The 15,036-nt window shown below is 57.7% G+C and carries 15 protein-coding genes; 5 read left to right on the top strand and 10 right to left on the bottom strand.

Annotated features, from left to right (window positions below; all coding sequences use genetic code 11):
* Positions 1-83 precede the first annotated feature (83 nt).
* From flgE to CKW38_RS29075, 6 genes are all read right to left on the bottom strand, one after another.
* Entirely contained in the window at positions 84-1,421 is a 1,338-nt protein-coding gene (gene flgE, locus CKW38_RS29100; protein ID WP_095114528.1) for a flagellar hook protein FlgE, read from the bottom strand.
* 30 nt (positions 1,422-1,451) lie between these two features.
* Positions 1,452-2,177 (bottom strand): flagellar hook assembly protein FlgD, encoded by a 726-nt coding sequence (gene flgD / locus CKW38_RS29095; RefSeq protein ID WP_095114527.1) that lies wholly within the window; start codon positions 2,175-2,177, stop codon positions 1,452-1,454.
* Positions 2,178-2,192: 15 nt separating this feature from the next.
* On the bottom strand, positions 2,193-2,636 hold the full coding sequence (gene flgC / locus CKW38_RS29090) for a flagellar basal body rod protein FlgC (RefSeq protein ID WP_003227217.1): 444 nt from the start codon (positions 2,634-2,636) through the stop codon (positions 2,193-2,195).
* A 3-nt stretch (positions 2,637-2,639) separates the two neighbouring features.
* On the bottom strand, positions 2,640-3,047 hold the full coding sequence (gene flgB, locus CKW38_RS29085; RefSeq protein WP_007917581.1) for a flagellar basal body rod protein FlgB: 408 nt from the start codon (positions 3,045-3,047) through the stop codon (positions 2,640-2,642).
* 337 nt (positions 3,048-3,384) lie between these two features.
* Positions 3,385-4,212, bottom strand: coding sequence for a protein-glutamate O-methyltransferase CheR (gene cheR, locus CKW38_RS29080; protein ID WP_007917583.1), 828 nt, complete (start codon positions 4,210-4,212; stop codon positions 3,385-3,387).
* Positions 4,213-4,258: 46 nt separating this feature from the next.
* The gene (locus CKW38_RS29075) at positions 4,259-5,191 is read right to left on the bottom strand and encodes a chemotaxis protein CheV (RefSeq protein ID WP_007917585.1); all 933 of its coding nucleotides are present in this window, start codon (positions 5,189-5,191) and stop codon (positions 4,259-4,261) included.
* Between the two features lie 83 nt (positions 5,192-5,274).
* Here CKW38_RS29075 and flgA point away from each other — a divergent pair, with 83 nt between their 5' ends.
* The 4 genes from flgA (at position 5,275) to CKW38_RS29055 (ending at position 7,862) form a co-directional block, all read left to right on the top strand.
* On the top strand, positions 5,275-6,036 hold the full coding sequence (gene flgA, locus CKW38_RS29070) for a flagellar basal body P-ring formation chaperone FlgA (protein ID WP_081498755.1): 762 nt from the start codon (positions 5,275-5,277) through the stop codon (positions 6,034-6,036).
* A gap of 148 nt (positions 6,037-6,184) precedes the next feature.
* Positions 6,185-6,511: a flagellar biosynthesis anti-sigma factor FlgM gene (gene flgM / locus CKW38_RS29065; protein WP_007960324.1), complete on the top strand. Its 327-nt coding sequence runs from the start codon at positions 6,185-6,187 to the stop codon at positions 6,509-6,511.
* 48 nt (positions 6,512-6,559) lie between these two features.
* Positions 6,560-7,027, top strand: a complete 468-nt coding sequence (locus CKW38_RS29060) for a flagella synthesis protein FlgN (RefSeq protein WP_007917598.1) — start codon at positions 6,560-6,562, stop codon at positions 7,025-7,027.
* 88 nt (positions 7,028-7,115) lie between these two features.
* On the top strand, positions 7,116-7,862 hold the full coding sequence (locus CKW38_RS29055) for a flagellar brake protein (RefSeq protein WP_007917600.1): 747 nt from the start codon (positions 7,116-7,118) through the stop codon (positions 7,860-7,862).
* Between the two features lie 67 nt (positions 7,863-7,929).
* Here the strand turns inward: CKW38_RS29055 and CKW38_RS29050 are convergent, their stop codons facing one another.
* The 4 genes from CKW38_RS29050 to CKW38_RS29035 all read right to left on the bottom strand — a co-directional run bounded on the left by CKW38_RS29050 (position 7,930) and on the right by CKW38_RS29035 (position 13,177).
* Positions 7,930-9,327: an MFS transporter gene (locus tag CKW38_RS29050; protein WP_095114526.1), complete on the bottom strand. Its 1,398-nt coding sequence runs from the start codon at positions 9,325-9,327 to the stop codon at positions 7,930-7,932.
* Positions 9,328-9,396: 69 nt separating this feature from the next.
* Positions 9,397-10,638: a glutamine synthetase family protein gene (locus CKW38_RS29045; RefSeq protein WP_176472386.1), complete on the bottom strand. Its 1,242-nt coding sequence runs from the start codon at positions 10,636-10,638 to the stop codon at positions 9,397-9,399.
* Between the two features lie 245 nt (positions 10,639-10,883).
* A complete protein-coding gene (locus CKW38_RS29040) occupies positions 10,884-11,576 on the bottom strand; it encodes a sensor histidine kinase KdpD (protein WP_095114524.1) in 693 nt (230 codons plus the stop codon).
* Positions 11,573-13,177: a tetratricopeptide repeat-containing response regulator gene (locus CKW38_RS29035; RefSeq protein WP_007917605.1), complete on the bottom strand. Its 1,605-nt coding sequence runs from the start codon at positions 13,175-13,177 to the stop codon at positions 11,573-11,575. Before CKW38_RS29035 ends, CKW38_RS29040 begins: the two co-directional genes overlap by 4 nt.
* Before the next feature lie 282 nt (positions 13,178-13,459).
* Between CKW38_RS29035 and CKW38_RS29030 the strand changes: the two genes are divergently transcribed.
* Positions 13,460-14,737 carry a lysozyme inhibitor LprI family protein gene (locus CKW38_RS29030; RefSeq protein WP_256588464.1) on the top strand — a complete coding sequence of 426 codons (1,278 nt, stop codon included), beginning with the start codon at positions 13,460-13,462 and terminating at the stop codon, positions 14,735-14,737.
* The last annotated feature ends 299 nt before the right edge of the window (positions 14,738-15,036 follow it).

The following is a 15,036-nucleotide window of genomic DNA, read 5'->3' as shown; positions in this document are numbered from 1 at the left end:
ATTGAAAAATTAAATGCTGTTTGCGCACAAAAAAAAACCGACGCCCTTGGGGCGTCGGTTTTTGGTAGAGCCAAGTACAACCATCAGGTCATCTGAATGATGGTCTGCATGATGGTGCTCTGAGTGGAGATGGTCTTGGCGTTTGCCTGATAGTTGCTCTGGCCCTTGATCAGGTCCACCAGCTCGTTGGTCAGGTTAACGTTGGACTCTTCCAGCGAGTTGGAAGCGATCGACCCCAAGGTACCGGTTTCCGGTGCGTCGTAGCCCGGGATACCCGAAGCGAACGTCTCTTTCCAGCTGGTGCCACCGATAGCCTGCAGGCCTTGTTCGTTGGTGAAACTGGCCAGCGCGACCTGGCCGATGGCCTTGCTCTGGTTGTTGCTGAAGTTGGCAAACAAGGTACCAGTGCCGTCGATGGTCAGGTTGGTAATCTGGCCAGTGGCGTAACCATCCTGAGTCGGAATCGAGCGCGCGGTATCAGCGTTGTACTGAGTGGTCTTGGCCATCGAAATGGTAATACCGGCCGGGTTGGCAGACGCACCGTTAGGCGTGAAGGTACCGTTGACCACTGTGCCCGGCTTCCAGCCGGTCAGTTTCAAGTCGCTGCTGATGATCGGGTTCGGGTTCGGTGGCGGCAGAGTGCTAGGCGTGCTGACCTGAGTCAAATTGCCAGAGCTGTCGAACGTCAGCGTCGAAGCAACCGGATCAACCTTGGTTGGATCGCTGCCGGCCGCATCCGGGTTACGGCCATCGACCAAGGTGTACACCTTCCAGGTGTTCTCGCCAGTTTTCACCACGTACTGATCCATAACATGCGAGTTGCCCTGCGTGTCATAGATCGGAGTGCTGAAGCTCTTGGTGTACGTCTCAAGCTTGCTCGGATCAAACTTGCCGGCCGCCACTGTGTCGTCGATCTTCAATGCAGTCGAGTTCAAGTTGATGCTCGAAGTCACCAGGGAGGTCGATTTCGGCGCCAGGTTCGAGGTATCGATCTTCAGGTCGGTCAATACACCGTTGATGATCTTGCCGTTGGCGTCCACACCGTAACCCTGCAGGCGCGAGGTGTAGTCGGTGTTGGTGATGTAACCGGCGTTGTCGACCTTGAACGTACCGGCACGGGTGTAGGACACCGAGCCGTTGTTGCTCATGGTGAAGAAGCCCGAACCGTTGATGCCCATGTCCAGCACGTTACCGGTGTTGTTGATGTCACCCTGGGTGAACTGCTGGGAAACGTTGGCCAGGCGCACGCCGTTACCGATCACTTTGCTGCCGCTACCCAGGCGAGTGGCCGAGTAGACGTCTTCGAATTCTGCACGGGACGATTTGAAACCGGCGGTCGCAACGTTGGCGATGTTGTTGCCGGTCACGTCGAGTTGTTTGTTGGCTGCATAGAGACCGCTAAGGCCGATATTGAAAGACATATTCCACTCCTTTGTGCCGGTTAGTCGGCTCTATATACCAATGGTTTGTACTTTGGACAGGGCAACGGTGCCCTTGCCGGACAGGTTGAGCATCAGTTCGCCGCCGGTCTGGCTGATCGTCACGCTGGTGACGGTGGCCGGCAGGTACGTCGCCATGTCGGTCGAGGTGCCATTGATCGATGCGTTGGCCTTGACGGTATAAGTACCGGTCTTGACCACATTGCCGTCCTTGTCCTTGCCGTCCCAAGTGAAGCTCGCGGCGCCTGCCGCGCGACTGCCCAGATCGATGGTGCGAACCACCGCGCCGCTGCTGTCGGTGATGCTCACGGTGCCGCCGGCAATCGACGACGGAACGGTGACCGAACCGGTCATGCCTTTGCTCGGATCGTCGAGCTGAACCGAGTTGGTCTGCACGATCACATTGCGACCCACCAGCGACGAAGCCTGCAAGGCTTGCGAGGAGTTGTAGTTGCCGGCCAGCGAACTGACCGTGCTGTTCAGCGTGGTGATGCCTTCCAGGCTGCTGAACTGCGCCAACTGCGCAACGAAGGCGCTGTTGTCCTGCGGATCAAGCGGGTTCTGGTTTTTCAGCTGGGTGACCAGCAATTGCAGGAACGCGTCCTTGCCCAGGGCCTGGCCGCCGGTGGCGCTGTTAGTGGCCGAAGCAATGCCACCGGTGGTCGAACTGGTCTTTTTCGACGAGTTCGCCAGGATGTCATTCATGCTCAAGCTGCTGGTGGTATCGGAAACACTCATGGCCGTCGCCCCTTATTACTGACCGAGGGTCAGTACCTTCTGCATCATGGTTTTGGCGGTGTTCATCATTTCGGCGTTGGTCTGGAAGGACCGGCTCGCGGAAATCATGTCAGCCATTTCTTCCACCACGTTGACGTTCGGGTAGTAGACGTAGCCTTTGGCGTCGGCTGCCGGATGATTCGGCTCGTAGCGCGCTTCGAGGTTGCTCTGGTCTTCGACCACGCCGAGCACCTGTACGCCTTGACCGGCCGCGTCCTGGCTCTGGAACAGCGAGTTGCTGCCGCTGTTCTGGCCGCCCTGGAACATGGTGGCGAACACCGGGTGACGGGCGCGATAGGTCTGATCGATGCTCGAGGAGACGGTTTCGGCGTTGGCGATGTTCGAGGCCACGGTGTTCAGACGCGTGGTCTGTGCGCTCATGCCGCTGCCGGCAATGTTGAAAACGCTGGACAGGGACATGGATTACTCTCCGCGCAGGGCTGACACCAGCCCTTTGAATTTGCTGTTGAGCAGGGTGAAGCTGGCCTGGAAGCCGACGGCGTTTTCCGCGTAGTTCGACTGTTCCAGTTGGGCGTCCACGGTGTTCTGGTCGATCGACGGTTGCATCGGCGTGCGATACATCAGCGATTCGTCGCCGTTGCCCAGGCCTTCAGCTTCGATGTGACGGCTGTTGGTCATGTTCAGGGCGATGGTGCCGTTCGCATTTTTCTGGGTCTGTGCTTCAAGCACTTTGGAGAAGTCCAGATCCCGCGCCTTGTAGTTCGGGGTATCGGCGTTGGCGATGTTGTTGGCCAGCACTTCGGCACGCTGGGCGCGGAAGCCCAATGCCTTTTCGTGAATGCCGAGCGCTTTATCGAAGCTGATGCTCATGTCGGGAACCTTCAGGTGACCGGTTTTTCGTAACTGAGCTTTAGCAAGGGCCGTGCCAAACCACAAAACCCACATAAACCGGGGCTTTGCCGGGAGTCGGCAAAGCGGCAATGCCAGAAAAGCGGCAACCGGTTTCCGCCGGATGCCGCTTTTCTGCCGCTTCTTCCTGTTAACACCTCCCCCTGTAGGAGCTGCCGAAGGCTCGGGCCGCGATCGGACGATCTTTTGATCTTGTTCTTAAAAAACAAAATCAAAAGATCGCAGCCTTCGGCAGCTCCTACGTGAAGCATGCGGCAAAAAAAAGGAGCCCTTGAGGGCTCCCTTTTTTCCGCATGCTTCACTTCGCCTGGTAAATGATCCCCGGGCTGCACTGCACCATCTGGTAATGGTCCGGCAAACCGTTCAGCGCTTCGGAAGCGCCAAGGAACAGATAACCACCCGGCTTCAACGTGCTGTGAATGCGCAACAGAATGTCTTTCTTCACTTCGGCAGAGAAGTAGATCAACACGTTGCGGCAGAACACGATGTCGAACTTGCCCAGCGCGGCATAGCTGTCGAGCAGGTTGAACGAGCGGAACTCCACGCGGTTCTTGATCGGCGCCTTGATTACCCAGCGCCCCGGCCCTTTCGGGTCGAAGTAACGCTGCAGACGTTCCGGCGACAAACCGCGACCGATGGCCAGGCTGTCGTACTCGCCAGTCTTGCAGTTGGTCAGCATGAGGCCGGACAGGTCGGTCGCAACAATCTGCACGCCCATCTTCAACTGGCCAAGGTTGGACCGCTCGAACTCGTCGATCGACATCGACAGCGAGTACGGTTCCTGACCCGACGAGCACGCTGCCGACCAGATCCGCAGACGCTGGTTGGGGCTGGCCTTGATTGCTTCAGGCAGCACCTTGTTCTTCAAGACTTCAAACGGATAGGTGTCACGAAACCACAGGGTTTCGTTGGTCGTCATGGCATCGACCACTTGCTCGCGCAAACCGCTGCGCGGCTGGGTCTGGATGCGCTGAACCAGCTCACCCAAGGATTTGATGCCTTGCTGCTCCATCAGTTTGTTGAGACGGCTCGAGACCAGGTACTGCTTGTTTTCACCGAGCAGAATGCCACAGGCTTTTTCCAGGAAGACCCGGAACTGTTCGAAATCCAAATTACCCGTAGACAATGATGCCGCCTCTTAAATCGTGTTGACCGCCAGGGACAAAACGCCCCTAGCTGATATCTGCTGCTTTGATCCGGTCGACTACCCGGGATGCGAGGTCATCAGGGCGGAATTTGGCCAAAAAGTCATCGGCACCGACTTTCTTGACCATCGCCTGATTGAATACCCCCGACAACGAAGTATGCAGGATGATATGAAGCTTTTGCATGCGTGCGTCGCCGCGGATTTCCGCCGTCAGGGTGTACCCGTCCATCTCCGGCATCTCGATGTCGGAAATCATCATCAGGAACTCTTCTTCCGGCTTCTTGCCCTCATCGACCAGCTTGCGCAGGTAATCCAGCGCCTGTTTGCCGTCGTTCAGCGCCACCACTTCGACACCGATGGTCTGCAGACAACGCGTGACCTGCTTGCGCGCCACCGACGAGTCATCGACCGTCAAGACACGCAACGACAGTGCTTTGGTCTGGGTCTCGACATCGACCACGCCCACCGAAATCGCTTCCGGTGTCGGCGCAACTTCCGCCAGCACTTTCTCGACGTCGATGATTTCGACTAACTGATTGTCCACCCGAGTCACAGCGGTCAAGTAATGATCGCGACCCGTGCCCTTGGGTGGTGGATGAATCTCTTCCCAGTTCATGTTGACGATGCGCTCCACCGAGCGGACCAGGAAACCCTGGGTCTTGGTGTTGTACTCCGTGATGATCACGAACGGGTTGTTCTTGTCTTTCAACGCTCCGGAACCGGTGGCCATTGCCAGATCAAGGATCGGAATGGTCGCCCCCCGGATATTTGCCACCCCGCACACGACAGGACTGGACTTGGGCATCAACGTCAGCGACGGGCACTGCAACACTTCCCGCACCTTGAACACGTTGATTCCATAGAGCTGCTGACCGTCGAGACGGAACAACAACAGCTCCAGGCGATTCTGCCCTACCAGTTGCGTGCGCTGGTTCACCGAATCCATTACACCAGCCATGCCCCAGACTCCTACACCAACGCCAAGTGTTGTTGCGACGCACATTCATTGCTAAACGGCACGGCGCTTGCTTTTTAACTCGTATGAACGCTCAAACGACATTTTTCCGACGCCTGACATCACCTCTTCGCAGAGGGCTTTGTGTCGCGTGCGCCATTTGCTGCTCTTTTGCTGGCAGCCCTGCCATTGCTGATGCGGTTACCTTGCCTGACATGCTTATCGGCGTCACTCAGGGCTTTCTTGAATTCACCGTAGAAGACTATCTGGCTACCAGTCAAACGGAAGGCCGCTATGAAATCGAAGTAAACCAGCTCGATCCGCGTATGCGCATGCCTATGTGCGACAAGGAATTGACAGCGACTCTGGAGAGCCCGGCACGTCCTTTGGGCCGGGTTACCGTGAAGGTCCGCTGTGAGGGCGCCTCGCCCTGGACCGTGTTCGTGCCCGCTCAAGTCCGCCTGTTTCGCGAGATTGTGACAACTACCCGACCGCTGAAACGCGCAGGGATTATCGAGCCACAGGACGTGACCCTGCGAGAGCGCGACGTGAGCACGATCAACCAAGGCTTTCTGACCTCGGTAGACGAAGCGATCGGGCAGAAATTGACCCGACCAACGGTAGCCGATCAGGTCATTACCCTGGTTCATCTGGAACAGGCCGAAGTCATTCGCAAGGGCGATCAGGTGGTCATCACTGCGCGCAGCGGCACGCTCGCCGTGCGCATGCCCGGTGAAGCGCTGGCCAATGGCGGTTTGAAAGAACAGATCCGGGTGAAAAACCTCAACTCGCAACGGGTCATCAAGGCGCAAGTCACCGCGCCGGGCCAAGTGGAAGTGGCGATGTAGAAAACTGGCGCTAGCCCCGGCTGTTCCCTAAACTGTGCCGCAGCAGGACACGCGCCGGCGCATGCAAGGCTCATTGTAAATGTGCCTAAAGTTTTCCAGGGGATGGCCGAAAACATGGCAAGCGTCCAAATTCCCAGAGGTTTTTATCATGGTCATCGATTTCAGCCGTTTGAACAGCTCCTCGTCACTTACGGGCAGTACACGTACCAGCAACGCCAAGGAAACCGCCGAAACCGGCACCTCCGCGCCGCTGAATACCCCGGCCGAACAGGCCAGTACCGCAAAAAGCGGGGAATCGGTACACCTCAGCAATGAGGCTCAACAGTTGCAGAAGGTCACTGACAAGCTGCGCGATCAACCTGCTGTCGACAAAGCCCGTGTGGCCGAGTTGAAAGCCGCGATTGCCGATGGCAGCTATAAAGTCGACAGCAACCGTGTAGCCAGCAAACTGCTCAACTTCGAAGCCCAGCGCTAGGCCTTTGCCGGCGCGAGGCTTTTGGACGCTTAACACCCAAGGCCAGCCATGCACGACACTAATTTATTGCAACTGATCAACGACGACTTTGCTCCAGCTCAACAATTGCTGGAGTTGCTGCAAACCGAATCTCTCGCGTTGCACGGTCGCGACATGCCCCTGCTGGAAGAAATTCTGGCGCACAAACAGGCATTGATCATTCTGCTTGAACAGCATGGCCGCAAACGCAGCGAAATCCTCGCCAGCCTCAACCTGCCGACTGATCGTACAGGCCTTGTGCAACTGGCCAGCCAGTCGAGCATTGGCGAGCAGCTGTTGACGCAAGGCGATGCATTGACCGATCTGATCGCTCAATGCCAGGCCGCCAACGTCAAGAACGGCCAGTCCATTCAGATCCAGCAGGCCGCCACGGCCAATCAGCTGAAGATCCTCACCGGCGGTGAAGCGCCAGCGCTTTATAACGCCAGTGGCACCTTTGCCAAACCCGCCATACCGCGTCCGCTCAGCCAGGCATGAGCCGTTGATGCGCCAGCTCTATCAACCCGCGGAACATGCTGGCAAAATGCTGGCTAGTCGTCATATTTTGTCTGGAGATTGATTAACCGTGTCCAACGCCCTCAGCGCGGATGATGCTCCGCAGCCCCCTAAGGTGCTCACCACGCCACTGGAAATCTCCAGCAACCTGCGCCAGCTGCAAGAAAGCCACGATCCGCTGATCATTACCTTTCATGAGCGCAGCCAGCGCTTCCAGAGCTATCTGATCAAAGTCGACCGCGACAGCGCTTCGATCGCGCTGGACGAGATGATCCCGCGTGACGGCGAACGTTTCCTGCTGGCCGGCGAGCCGTTCAAGGTCGAAGGCTTTCATGACGGTGTGCGCATTGCCTGGGAATGCACCGGCACGTTGAATATCGAGGAATCCGACGGTGACCGCTTCTACACCGGCGAGCTACCGACCGAAGTGGTTTATCACCAGCGCCGCAATGCTTTCCGCGCCGCACTGAAGCTGACTGATCTGGTCAGCGTTGAATTGGGCGGAGAAAAGCTCAAGGCGCCGATCAACGGCAAACTGCTGGATATCTCCGCGACCGGCTGCAAGCTGCGTTTCGAAGGCGATATCACTGATCGCCTGCAACTGGGCCAGGTCTATGACCGCCTGATTGCCCCGCCGCTGTTCGGCAACCAGCCGACCTCCGTTGAACTGCGTTATCTGCACTTCGAAGAAAAACTCAACATCACCTTCGCCGGCCTGCGTTTCCACAACATCAGTGGTCAGGCCGCGCGCAATGTTGAGCGTTTTGTGTATCAGCTGCAACGTGAGGCACGCCGTTTCGACAAAGACGATCTCTGATTCGTCCGGCCAATAAAAAGGGCAGCCCAGGGCTGCCCTTTTTTATGCGCCATGCGTTTTGTTCAGTTCAAGGTCTGCCGCCACTGAGATCCGGAGCAGGCTTGTCACTGCCACTATCAGGCTCCGCTTCTGCTGCAAGCTCTGGCTGCGCATCGGCTTCAGGCTCAGGCTCAGGCTCAGGCGTTGTCGGCGCCTGCAAAGGGTCCTGCACCATCTGCTCCTGCACCACCTGCTCGTCTACTCGAGGGTCGAGGGCCGCTACCAGTGGCGAGCTGGACATACTGTCGGGCATGGCCACGTGATGCAGTGGCGCGTCGTCGACCTGATGCAGATTGGTCACGGCTTTCGGCCGGATCCGCCACACCAGCACCAGCGCGAAGAAGCTGAAGAACGCATAAAGGCTCTGACTGCCGAACAGTTTCATCAGCACGCCCGCCAGTAACGGTCCGATGCTCGCACCAACACCGTAAGTCACCAACAGCATCGCCGTCAGCGACACCCGCCGATCACCTTCCACATGGTCATTGGAGAACGCCACCGCCAGCGGATACAGGCAGAACTGCACCAGTGAGCACAGGAAGCCAACCCCGAACAGCACCTCCAGCGGCACCTGCGGCAGTACCGCCAACGGCAGCGCCGCCACCGCCAGGAACCCGGCAAAGCAGCGAATCAGCAGCGCCCGGTCATAACGGTCGGACAACCAGCCCAACGGCCACTGCACCAACAAACCGGCAAAGATGCAGCTACCCATGAACAGACCGACCTGCTCGGTCGACAGCCCTTGCTGCGAGGCATACAGCGGCGCCAGACCATAGAACGAACCAATGATCAAACCGGCACCGAGCACCGTACTCAGCGACTGCGGCACGCGCTTGATAAAGAAGCGCGGTTCCATCGGTGCCGGATGCAGGGGCGCCGGGTGAATCCGCCGAGTCAACGTCACCGGTACCAGACACAGCGCAAAGCACAGCGCGACCAGCATCAGCAGTTCCAGGCCCAAGCCCGGATGCATGACCAGAATCAGTTGACCGAGCACCAGGCCCAGGTACGAAGCGATCATGTAACCGCTGAACACCAGACCTCGCTGATTGGCATCCGCCTGCTCGTTGAGCCAGCTCTCGATCACCATGTACTGGCACATCATGCCCAGACCGACGATGGTCCGCAGCACCAGCCACGCCGGCAGCCAATCGACCAGCCCATGGCCCAGCACCGCCGCCCCGACAATCCCGGCACACGCAGAATAAGCGCGGATATGCCCGACCCGGGCAATCAGTCGGTGACCGATCTTGCCGCCCAGCACCAGACCGAAATAGTTGGCCGCCATCAGCGCACCGACCCACAGCCCATCGACATTGTCAGCGGCCAGACGCAAGGCCAGATAAGTGGATAGAAGGCCCGAGCCGATCAACATCATCAGCGAGGCGAAATACAACGCTCGAAAGGATTTCCAGATTTGGCGCATCGGCGTTCCGAGCGGCTCCTTGCAGTAAAGACCGGACTATCAAAACGATAGCCCGGTGGCGACAGTTCGTCAGGCCTGGGCTGCTAGAACACGCCGTTCCCAGGGAGTGATTTCATCAAAGAAGCTGGTCAACTCCATGGTCTTCGAAGCGATGTAGCCTTCGATGAACTCCTGTCCGAACAGTTCCCTCGCCAATTGGCTACGTTTCAGACGTTCGAGTGCGGCATGCAAAGTACACGGCAGCGAGAGATTGTCCGGCACCTCGAACTCGCCCTGTATGGCCTCGGTCGGTTCCAGCTCATGCTCGATCCCATGCAGCCCGGCGGCCAGACTGGCGGCGATCGCCAGGTACGGATTGGCATCGGCGCCCGGCAAGCGGTTTTCGACCCGACGAGCGACCGCCGCACTCGCCGGAATCCGCAGGCCAGCCGCACGGTTGTCGTGGGACCAGCACGCGTTGTTCGGCGATGCATAGGGATGGCAAAGGCGCTGATAGGAATTCACATTGGGTGCAAACAGTGCGGTGAAATCGGCCATGCCCGCCTGTTGACCGCCGATGAAGTGGCGGAACATCGCGGTCGGCTCACCGTGCGCATCACTGAAGACATTCTTGCCGCTGGCGATCTCGACGATGCTCTGATGAATGTGCATCGAACTGCCCGGCGTGTGGGCCAGCGGTTTGGCCATGCAGACCACGGTCAGGCCATGCTTGAGCGCAACTTCCTTGAGCAGGTGCTTGAACAGGAACGTCTGGTCGGCGAGTAACAGCGGATCGCCGTGCAGCAGATTGATCTCGAACTGGCTGACGCCCATCTCGTGCATGAAGGTATCGCGCGGCAGACCGAGGGCGGCCATGCATTTATAGACTTCGTTGAAGAATGGCCGCAGACCGTTATTGGAGCTGATGCTGAACGCGGATTGGCCATCCTCGCGGCGACCGTCGAGACCGACGGGAGGCCGGAATGGTTGGGTCGGATCGGTGTTCGGCGCGAAGACAAAGAATTCCAGCTCGGTCGCCACCACCGGCGCCAGGCCGCGCTCGGCGTAACGGGCAATGACTTTTTTCAACTGGCCACGGGTCGACAGATTGGAGCTTTCGCCGGTCAGTTCATCGGCGTCGCAAATAGCCAGGGCTCGCGGGTCGTCGCTCCATGGCAAACGATGGATCTGGGTCGGCTCGGCGACCAGCGCCAAGTCTCCGTCATCGCTGCCATAAAAACGCGCTGCCGGGTAACCGCCCATGATGCATTGCAGCAGCACTCCCCGCGCCAGTTGCAAACGCCGCCCTTCGAGGAAACCCTCGGCGGTCATCACTTTACCCCGTGGTACGCCGTTCAAATCCGGCGTGACACATTCAATCTCATCAATGCCGGTCAATCGCTGCGCGAGTGAACGCTGGCCATCGGTTGTCATGACGCAATCCTTGTTATTGTGCGAGCCGCGAACGGCGACCCGTACAAAATAGGCTTCGGCTGTTCGGAATATCAAGCAGCGTCAAACAAAAAAACAGACAACGCGAATGCTCCCTTCGGCAGCACCTGCAAGGGGATGTGCGTTCAGGGTAGGTAGAGGCTGAAGACGCCGCCGCCCAATGGCCCGCCATTGCGGATTTCGGTGCGACCTTCGACACCGTTGCGCTGATGCAGCGCCGCGATGCGATTGGCGAAATACAACCCGAGGCCGGTGCTGCCGCTGCTGTGGTTGATGCCTTGCACATAATCGGCCTGACGCTCGAGCATTTCGACCGGGTAACCGTCGCCGTCGTCGTTGATGCTCAGCACCAGTTGCCCGGCCTCGTCGCTGACGGTAATCAGCAGGGATTCCCGGGCATAACGAATCGCATTGTTGATGCAGTTACCCAGCACCGAGGCAACCAGTTCGCGGTCGAAGAAACCCAACGGGCTTAGCGGGTCGACTTCATAGGTGGCGATAATGCCGCGACTGGCAAACACCTCTTGATGCGCCGCCAGTTGTGCCTCGATGAAGTCGTCCAGTTCGTGATACGCCGGTTGCAGCGGCATCTGGTTGACGCCGAGCTTATACAGCCCGAGCAACTGCACCAGCATGCCATTGAGGTGGGCGAACTCGAAGTCGATCACACCCTGCTCCGAGCCTTGGCGCTGCGCCTCAGGCAAGCGCGCCAGCCATTGGCTATGGGCCTGCATGAGCATGGCCAGCGAGTTCTTCATGTCGTGGACGGTGGAGGCGATCACCGTGGAAAAATCCAGAGCCTGCTCGTCTTGGTTCATTCGCCAAACGCCTTGCTTTTCAGCTTCTGATAACGCGCAAAACGCGCGTCGGTGTCGGGCATCAGGCCGACCATTTTCAGGCAGGCCCGACATTCTTCCAGCTCCGCCGACGGCACACTGGTGTCGGTGCCGTGGAGCAGCGACTGGGCCATGTTCAGGGCGATACTGATGTTCTTCGGTTGCATCTTCAGCGCCTTGCGGAAGACCTCGCGGGCCTCCACCAGATTACCGGTCTTGTACACTCGCACGCCCTGACGATTGAGATCGGCAGCGGCGTTGCTGGAGCTGAGAATAGTCGGGTCATCGGTCAGCTTGGCGATGTCTTTCATCACCGCCGGATCATCACCGTAGATCTCCGCACAGCTTTTGAGCATCGAGGTGCCCGCCTCCGCCTGACCGAGCATCTGCAATTGCTTGGCGACCAGCAGCGCCGCTTCCGGACTCATGAACTGCTCCATGCCGTCGAGACGCATCAGCGCTTGCTCGGTGAGTTTGTCGGCGGTTTCGGCATCGTTGAGGAGCAGGCTGGTGGCTTTCATCAGACGTGCACGAATCTGCAGGCCCGGATCGGTCGGGTTTTCTTTGGCCACGGCGCTGAGGGTGGTGTTGATCTCAAGACGCGTGCGCGTGTCGAGACCGCGCTCGCTGCCCTTGCTGATCAACGCGTGAGCGAGACCTAGGTTACTTTCCGGGTCCTTGAAGCGCGACTGCGCACCTTGCGACACCGCCTGGCGATAAGCACGCGAGGCGGTGTCGAAATCTTCGTTGGCCATCGCCAGTTTGCCCAGCAATGCCTGCCGGCGTACCGCCAATGGCGAAAGACGAATGGCCTCTTCGAGCACCTGTTGCGCGCCTTTGGTATCGCCCTCCGATACCAGCACATCGGCCATACCGTCATACAGCGACGGCATCATCGGGAACACCTTGAGCGCTTTCTCATAAACGCCTTTAGCCTGTGCGACCTGACCTCGCTTGAACAGCAACTTGCCCAATCCGGCAAATGCCCACGGCAATGGGCGGTCAGCAATGATGCTGTCGTAGAGGCGCTCCAGCGCTTCGTTCTGGTTCAGGTCGCGCAGCGCATCAGCGCGGTAGCGCAGGCACAGTGGCGAATAACGGATGTCCTGCTTACACAAGGCGATACAAGCGTTTAGCACCTCGACCGGTTTGCCACGGTCGAGGGCCTGCAGAATCGGTTTGAGCAACGTCTTGCGCTGCTCCAGACGCTCCAGGCGCTGGGCGAGGCCGGAACGGTTGAACGGTTTGGTCAGGTACGCATCCGGCTCGTGCTCCAGGGCACTGAGTACCATCGCCTGGCTGGTTTCGGCGGTGACCATGACGAACACTGCTTCATGGCTGATGAGCTTTTCCAGCATCAGATCTTCGAGTACCTGCTGACCGTTTTTCTTACCGTCGCCAAGATGGAAATCCTGCAGAATGAAATCGTAAGACTTCTGCGCGCACATCTTCAGCGCCTGCTCACCGGTGTCGGCGGTATCGACGTCCTTGACCCCGAGCTCACGCAACATCGAACGAACGGAACTGCGGAAATCCGAGAAATCATCGACGATCAGAAAACTCTTTTGGTGATACGACAGCATCGAAGATTTCCAGGCAATTGAAGTGAGGGCAATTTCAGGCGCGCAGATGATAACTGGCGGCCAAATGCTATCAAGTGATTTCGCGCGACTTTGAAGTCACCGAATGGGTTATCGGCCAGAAGTGCTTTTCTCTGAAGCCAGTGCTTCAAGATTCCTCACCCAGCCTTTACCCTGCGCACTAGGACACCCTCCCACTACAAGGCTTAGATCGTGTACATCAAAGGACGCTACATCGCTTCCGCCTGCGCTCTGCTGTTTGTTCAGCAGGCAATGGCGGCTGGAATGGATTGCACAAAAGCGGCGAATGCCGTCGAAAACACTGTTTGCGCGAACAATCAGTTGTATGAACTGGATACGCAGATGGGTGTGGTTTATCGGGATTTATTCAGAGCCTCTGCTCCCGCACAAGCTGAACTCAAGCGCACTCAAAGGCTGTGGTTAAAAGCCCGCAATGAATGCGCCGAAGACGTTTCGTGCCTGAGCCAGCACTATCAAGAACGCCTGCAAGCGTTACGCGCGCAGTGGCAGGCAGCGGTTGCCTATCAACCGGATGACCTCGATGAACAGGCGCTGGACGATCTGCAAAAACGCATTCAAGCCGCCAGTAAAGATGATCCCGAATTTGCGCTGGACCGGGCACTCGCCGCGCTCGCCGTCAAAACGACTGCCGTCGGTTTTCACGGCGATGCCAATGAAGATGACTCTTCGATAACGTACTTTCCGACAGCGCAGCCCAAAGGCGTTACTGCCAATGAATGGCGAGCGTTGACCGCTTCGCGGATCACTGACGCTGCCGAAACCGGCCTGACCTCTTACACCTTGCAGGATCTGGATGGCGACGGGCAGCGTGATCTAATTGTGAATACCTACGCCGGGGGCACCGGTCTGTTCACCTATGTGGAAACCTGGCGTCGCGACGGAGAACGGTTCGTCAAACGTTCTGTTGAGCCTGAAAGTTCGCTGTTCTACACCAATGATCGCGGCGCCAATCAGTCAGTGGACTGGATAAGCCTGCGTGGCAAAACTTACGCGGCTTATCGAAACAGCGAGTACGGCGCTGATCGGATCTACTTGCTCAACCCGCTGAAAATCAACGTCCAGGTGCCTACGATGACGATCCGTTATCGCTACGACCTCGAAGTGCCCGTTCTTCAACACAAAGATGACGGCAACAGCACGTTTGAACTCGAACCCGATCTGCACCGAGCGCTCAATCTGGCAGTGGCGAAAGTAAATGAAACCGCCGCTATCCCTTCAAAAGAACCGCTCTGCCCTATTCCGGCTACCGGCGCCGGTGAAAACGATTACTACAGCTTTGGCCCGGCGCATTACAGCATTGAAAAAGTCGCCGACCTGCCGGTCTTCATTGGCAATGATTGTTACATCGGTGCTTTGATCGACTGGTTCGGCAGTTACAGCGAAAAGAATGGTTTGTTCGCGCAACTGGCATTGCGTAAACCGGAAAGCGATGACGGCAGCCGCACATACGAAGTCTACGGTCGCCGACACATAACCGAAGTCAGTACCTCAATGGGTAAAATTGAGCTGAACGAAGGTTAACAGCGCACCCCGTCTAATGTTCACAATCAATGATGTAGTCGCGGCTCGCCGTGGCAATTCGTCGGCTGACGGTAATGCAAAAGCCCCGTCGCAATTTCCATTGCGACGGGGCTTTGAATTTGAACTTCATAGTCTGCCCGAACTTTTATCCCGGATAAACTTTTCTACAGGCAAAACAAAACCCCAACTGCTTTCGCAATTGGGGTTTCGGAATTTAATCTTGACGATGACCTACTCTCACATGGGGAAACCCCACACTACCATCGGCGATGCATCGTTTCACTGCTGAGTTCGGGATG

This window comes from Pseudomonas sp. Irchel 3H7 (genome assembly GCF_900187605.1).
GTDB lineage: Bacteria > Pseudomonadota > Gammaproteobacteria > Pseudomonadales > Pseudomonadaceae > Aquipseudomonas.
This window is presented reverse-complemented; position numbering and strand designations above follow the sequence as displayed.

What these genes read in the sequence shown, in the direction of transcription:
- flgE (WP_095114528.1), bottom strand. Translation starts at nt 1,421, where the DNA reads ATGTCTTTCAATATCGGCCTTAGCGGTCTCTATGCAGCCAACAAACAA.
- flgD (WP_095114527.1), bottom strand. Translation starts at nt 2,177, where the DNA reads ATGAGTGTTTCCGATACCACCAGCAGCTTGAGCATGAATGACATCCTG.
- flgC (WP_003227217.1), bottom strand. Translation starts at nt 2,636, where the DNA reads ATGTCCCTGTCCAGCGTTTTCAACATTGCCGGCAGCGGCATGAGCGCA.
- flgB (WP_007917581.1), bottom strand. Translation starts at nt 3,047, where the DNA reads ATGAGCATCAGCTTCGATAAAGCGCTCGGCATTCACGAAAAGGCATTG.
- CKW38_RS29075 (WP_007917585.1), bottom strand. Translation starts at nt 5,191, where the DNA reads ATGGCTGGTGTAATGGATTCGGTGAACCAGCGCACGCAACTGGTAGGG.
- flgA (WP_081498755.1), top strand. Translation starts at nt 5,275, where the DNA reads ATGAACGCTCAAACGACATTTTTCCGACGCCTGACATCACCTCTTCGC.
- flgM (WP_007960324.1), top strand. Translation starts at nt 6,185, where the DNA reads ATGGTCATCGATTTCAGCCGTTTGAACAGCTCCTCGTCACTTACGGGC.
- CKW38_RS29060 (WP_007917598.1), top strand. Translation starts at nt 6,560, where the DNA reads ATGCACGACACTAATTTATTGCAACTGATCAACGACGACTTTGCTCCA.
- CKW38_RS29050 (WP_095114526.1), bottom strand. Translation starts at nt 9,327, where the DNA reads ATGCGCCAAATCTGGAAATCCTTTCGAGCGTTGTATTTCGCCTCGCTG.
- CKW38_RS29045 (WP_176472386.1), bottom strand. Translation starts at nt 10,638, where the DNA reads ATGACCGCCGAGGGTTTCCTCGAAGGGCGGCGTTTGCAACTGGCGCGG.
- CKW38_RS29040 (WP_095114524.1), bottom strand. Translation starts at nt 11,576, where the DNA reads ATGAACCAAGACGAGCAGGCTCTGGATTTTTCCACGGTGATCGCCTCC.
- CKW38_RS29035 (WP_007917605.1), bottom strand. Translation starts at nt 13,177, where the DNA reads ATGCTGTCGTATCACCAAAAGAGTTTTCTGATCGTCGATGATTTCTCG.
- CKW38_RS29030 (WP_256588464.1), top strand. Translation starts at nt 13,460, where the DNA reads ATGGATTGCACAAAAGCGGCGAATGCCGTCGAAAACACTGTTTGCGCG.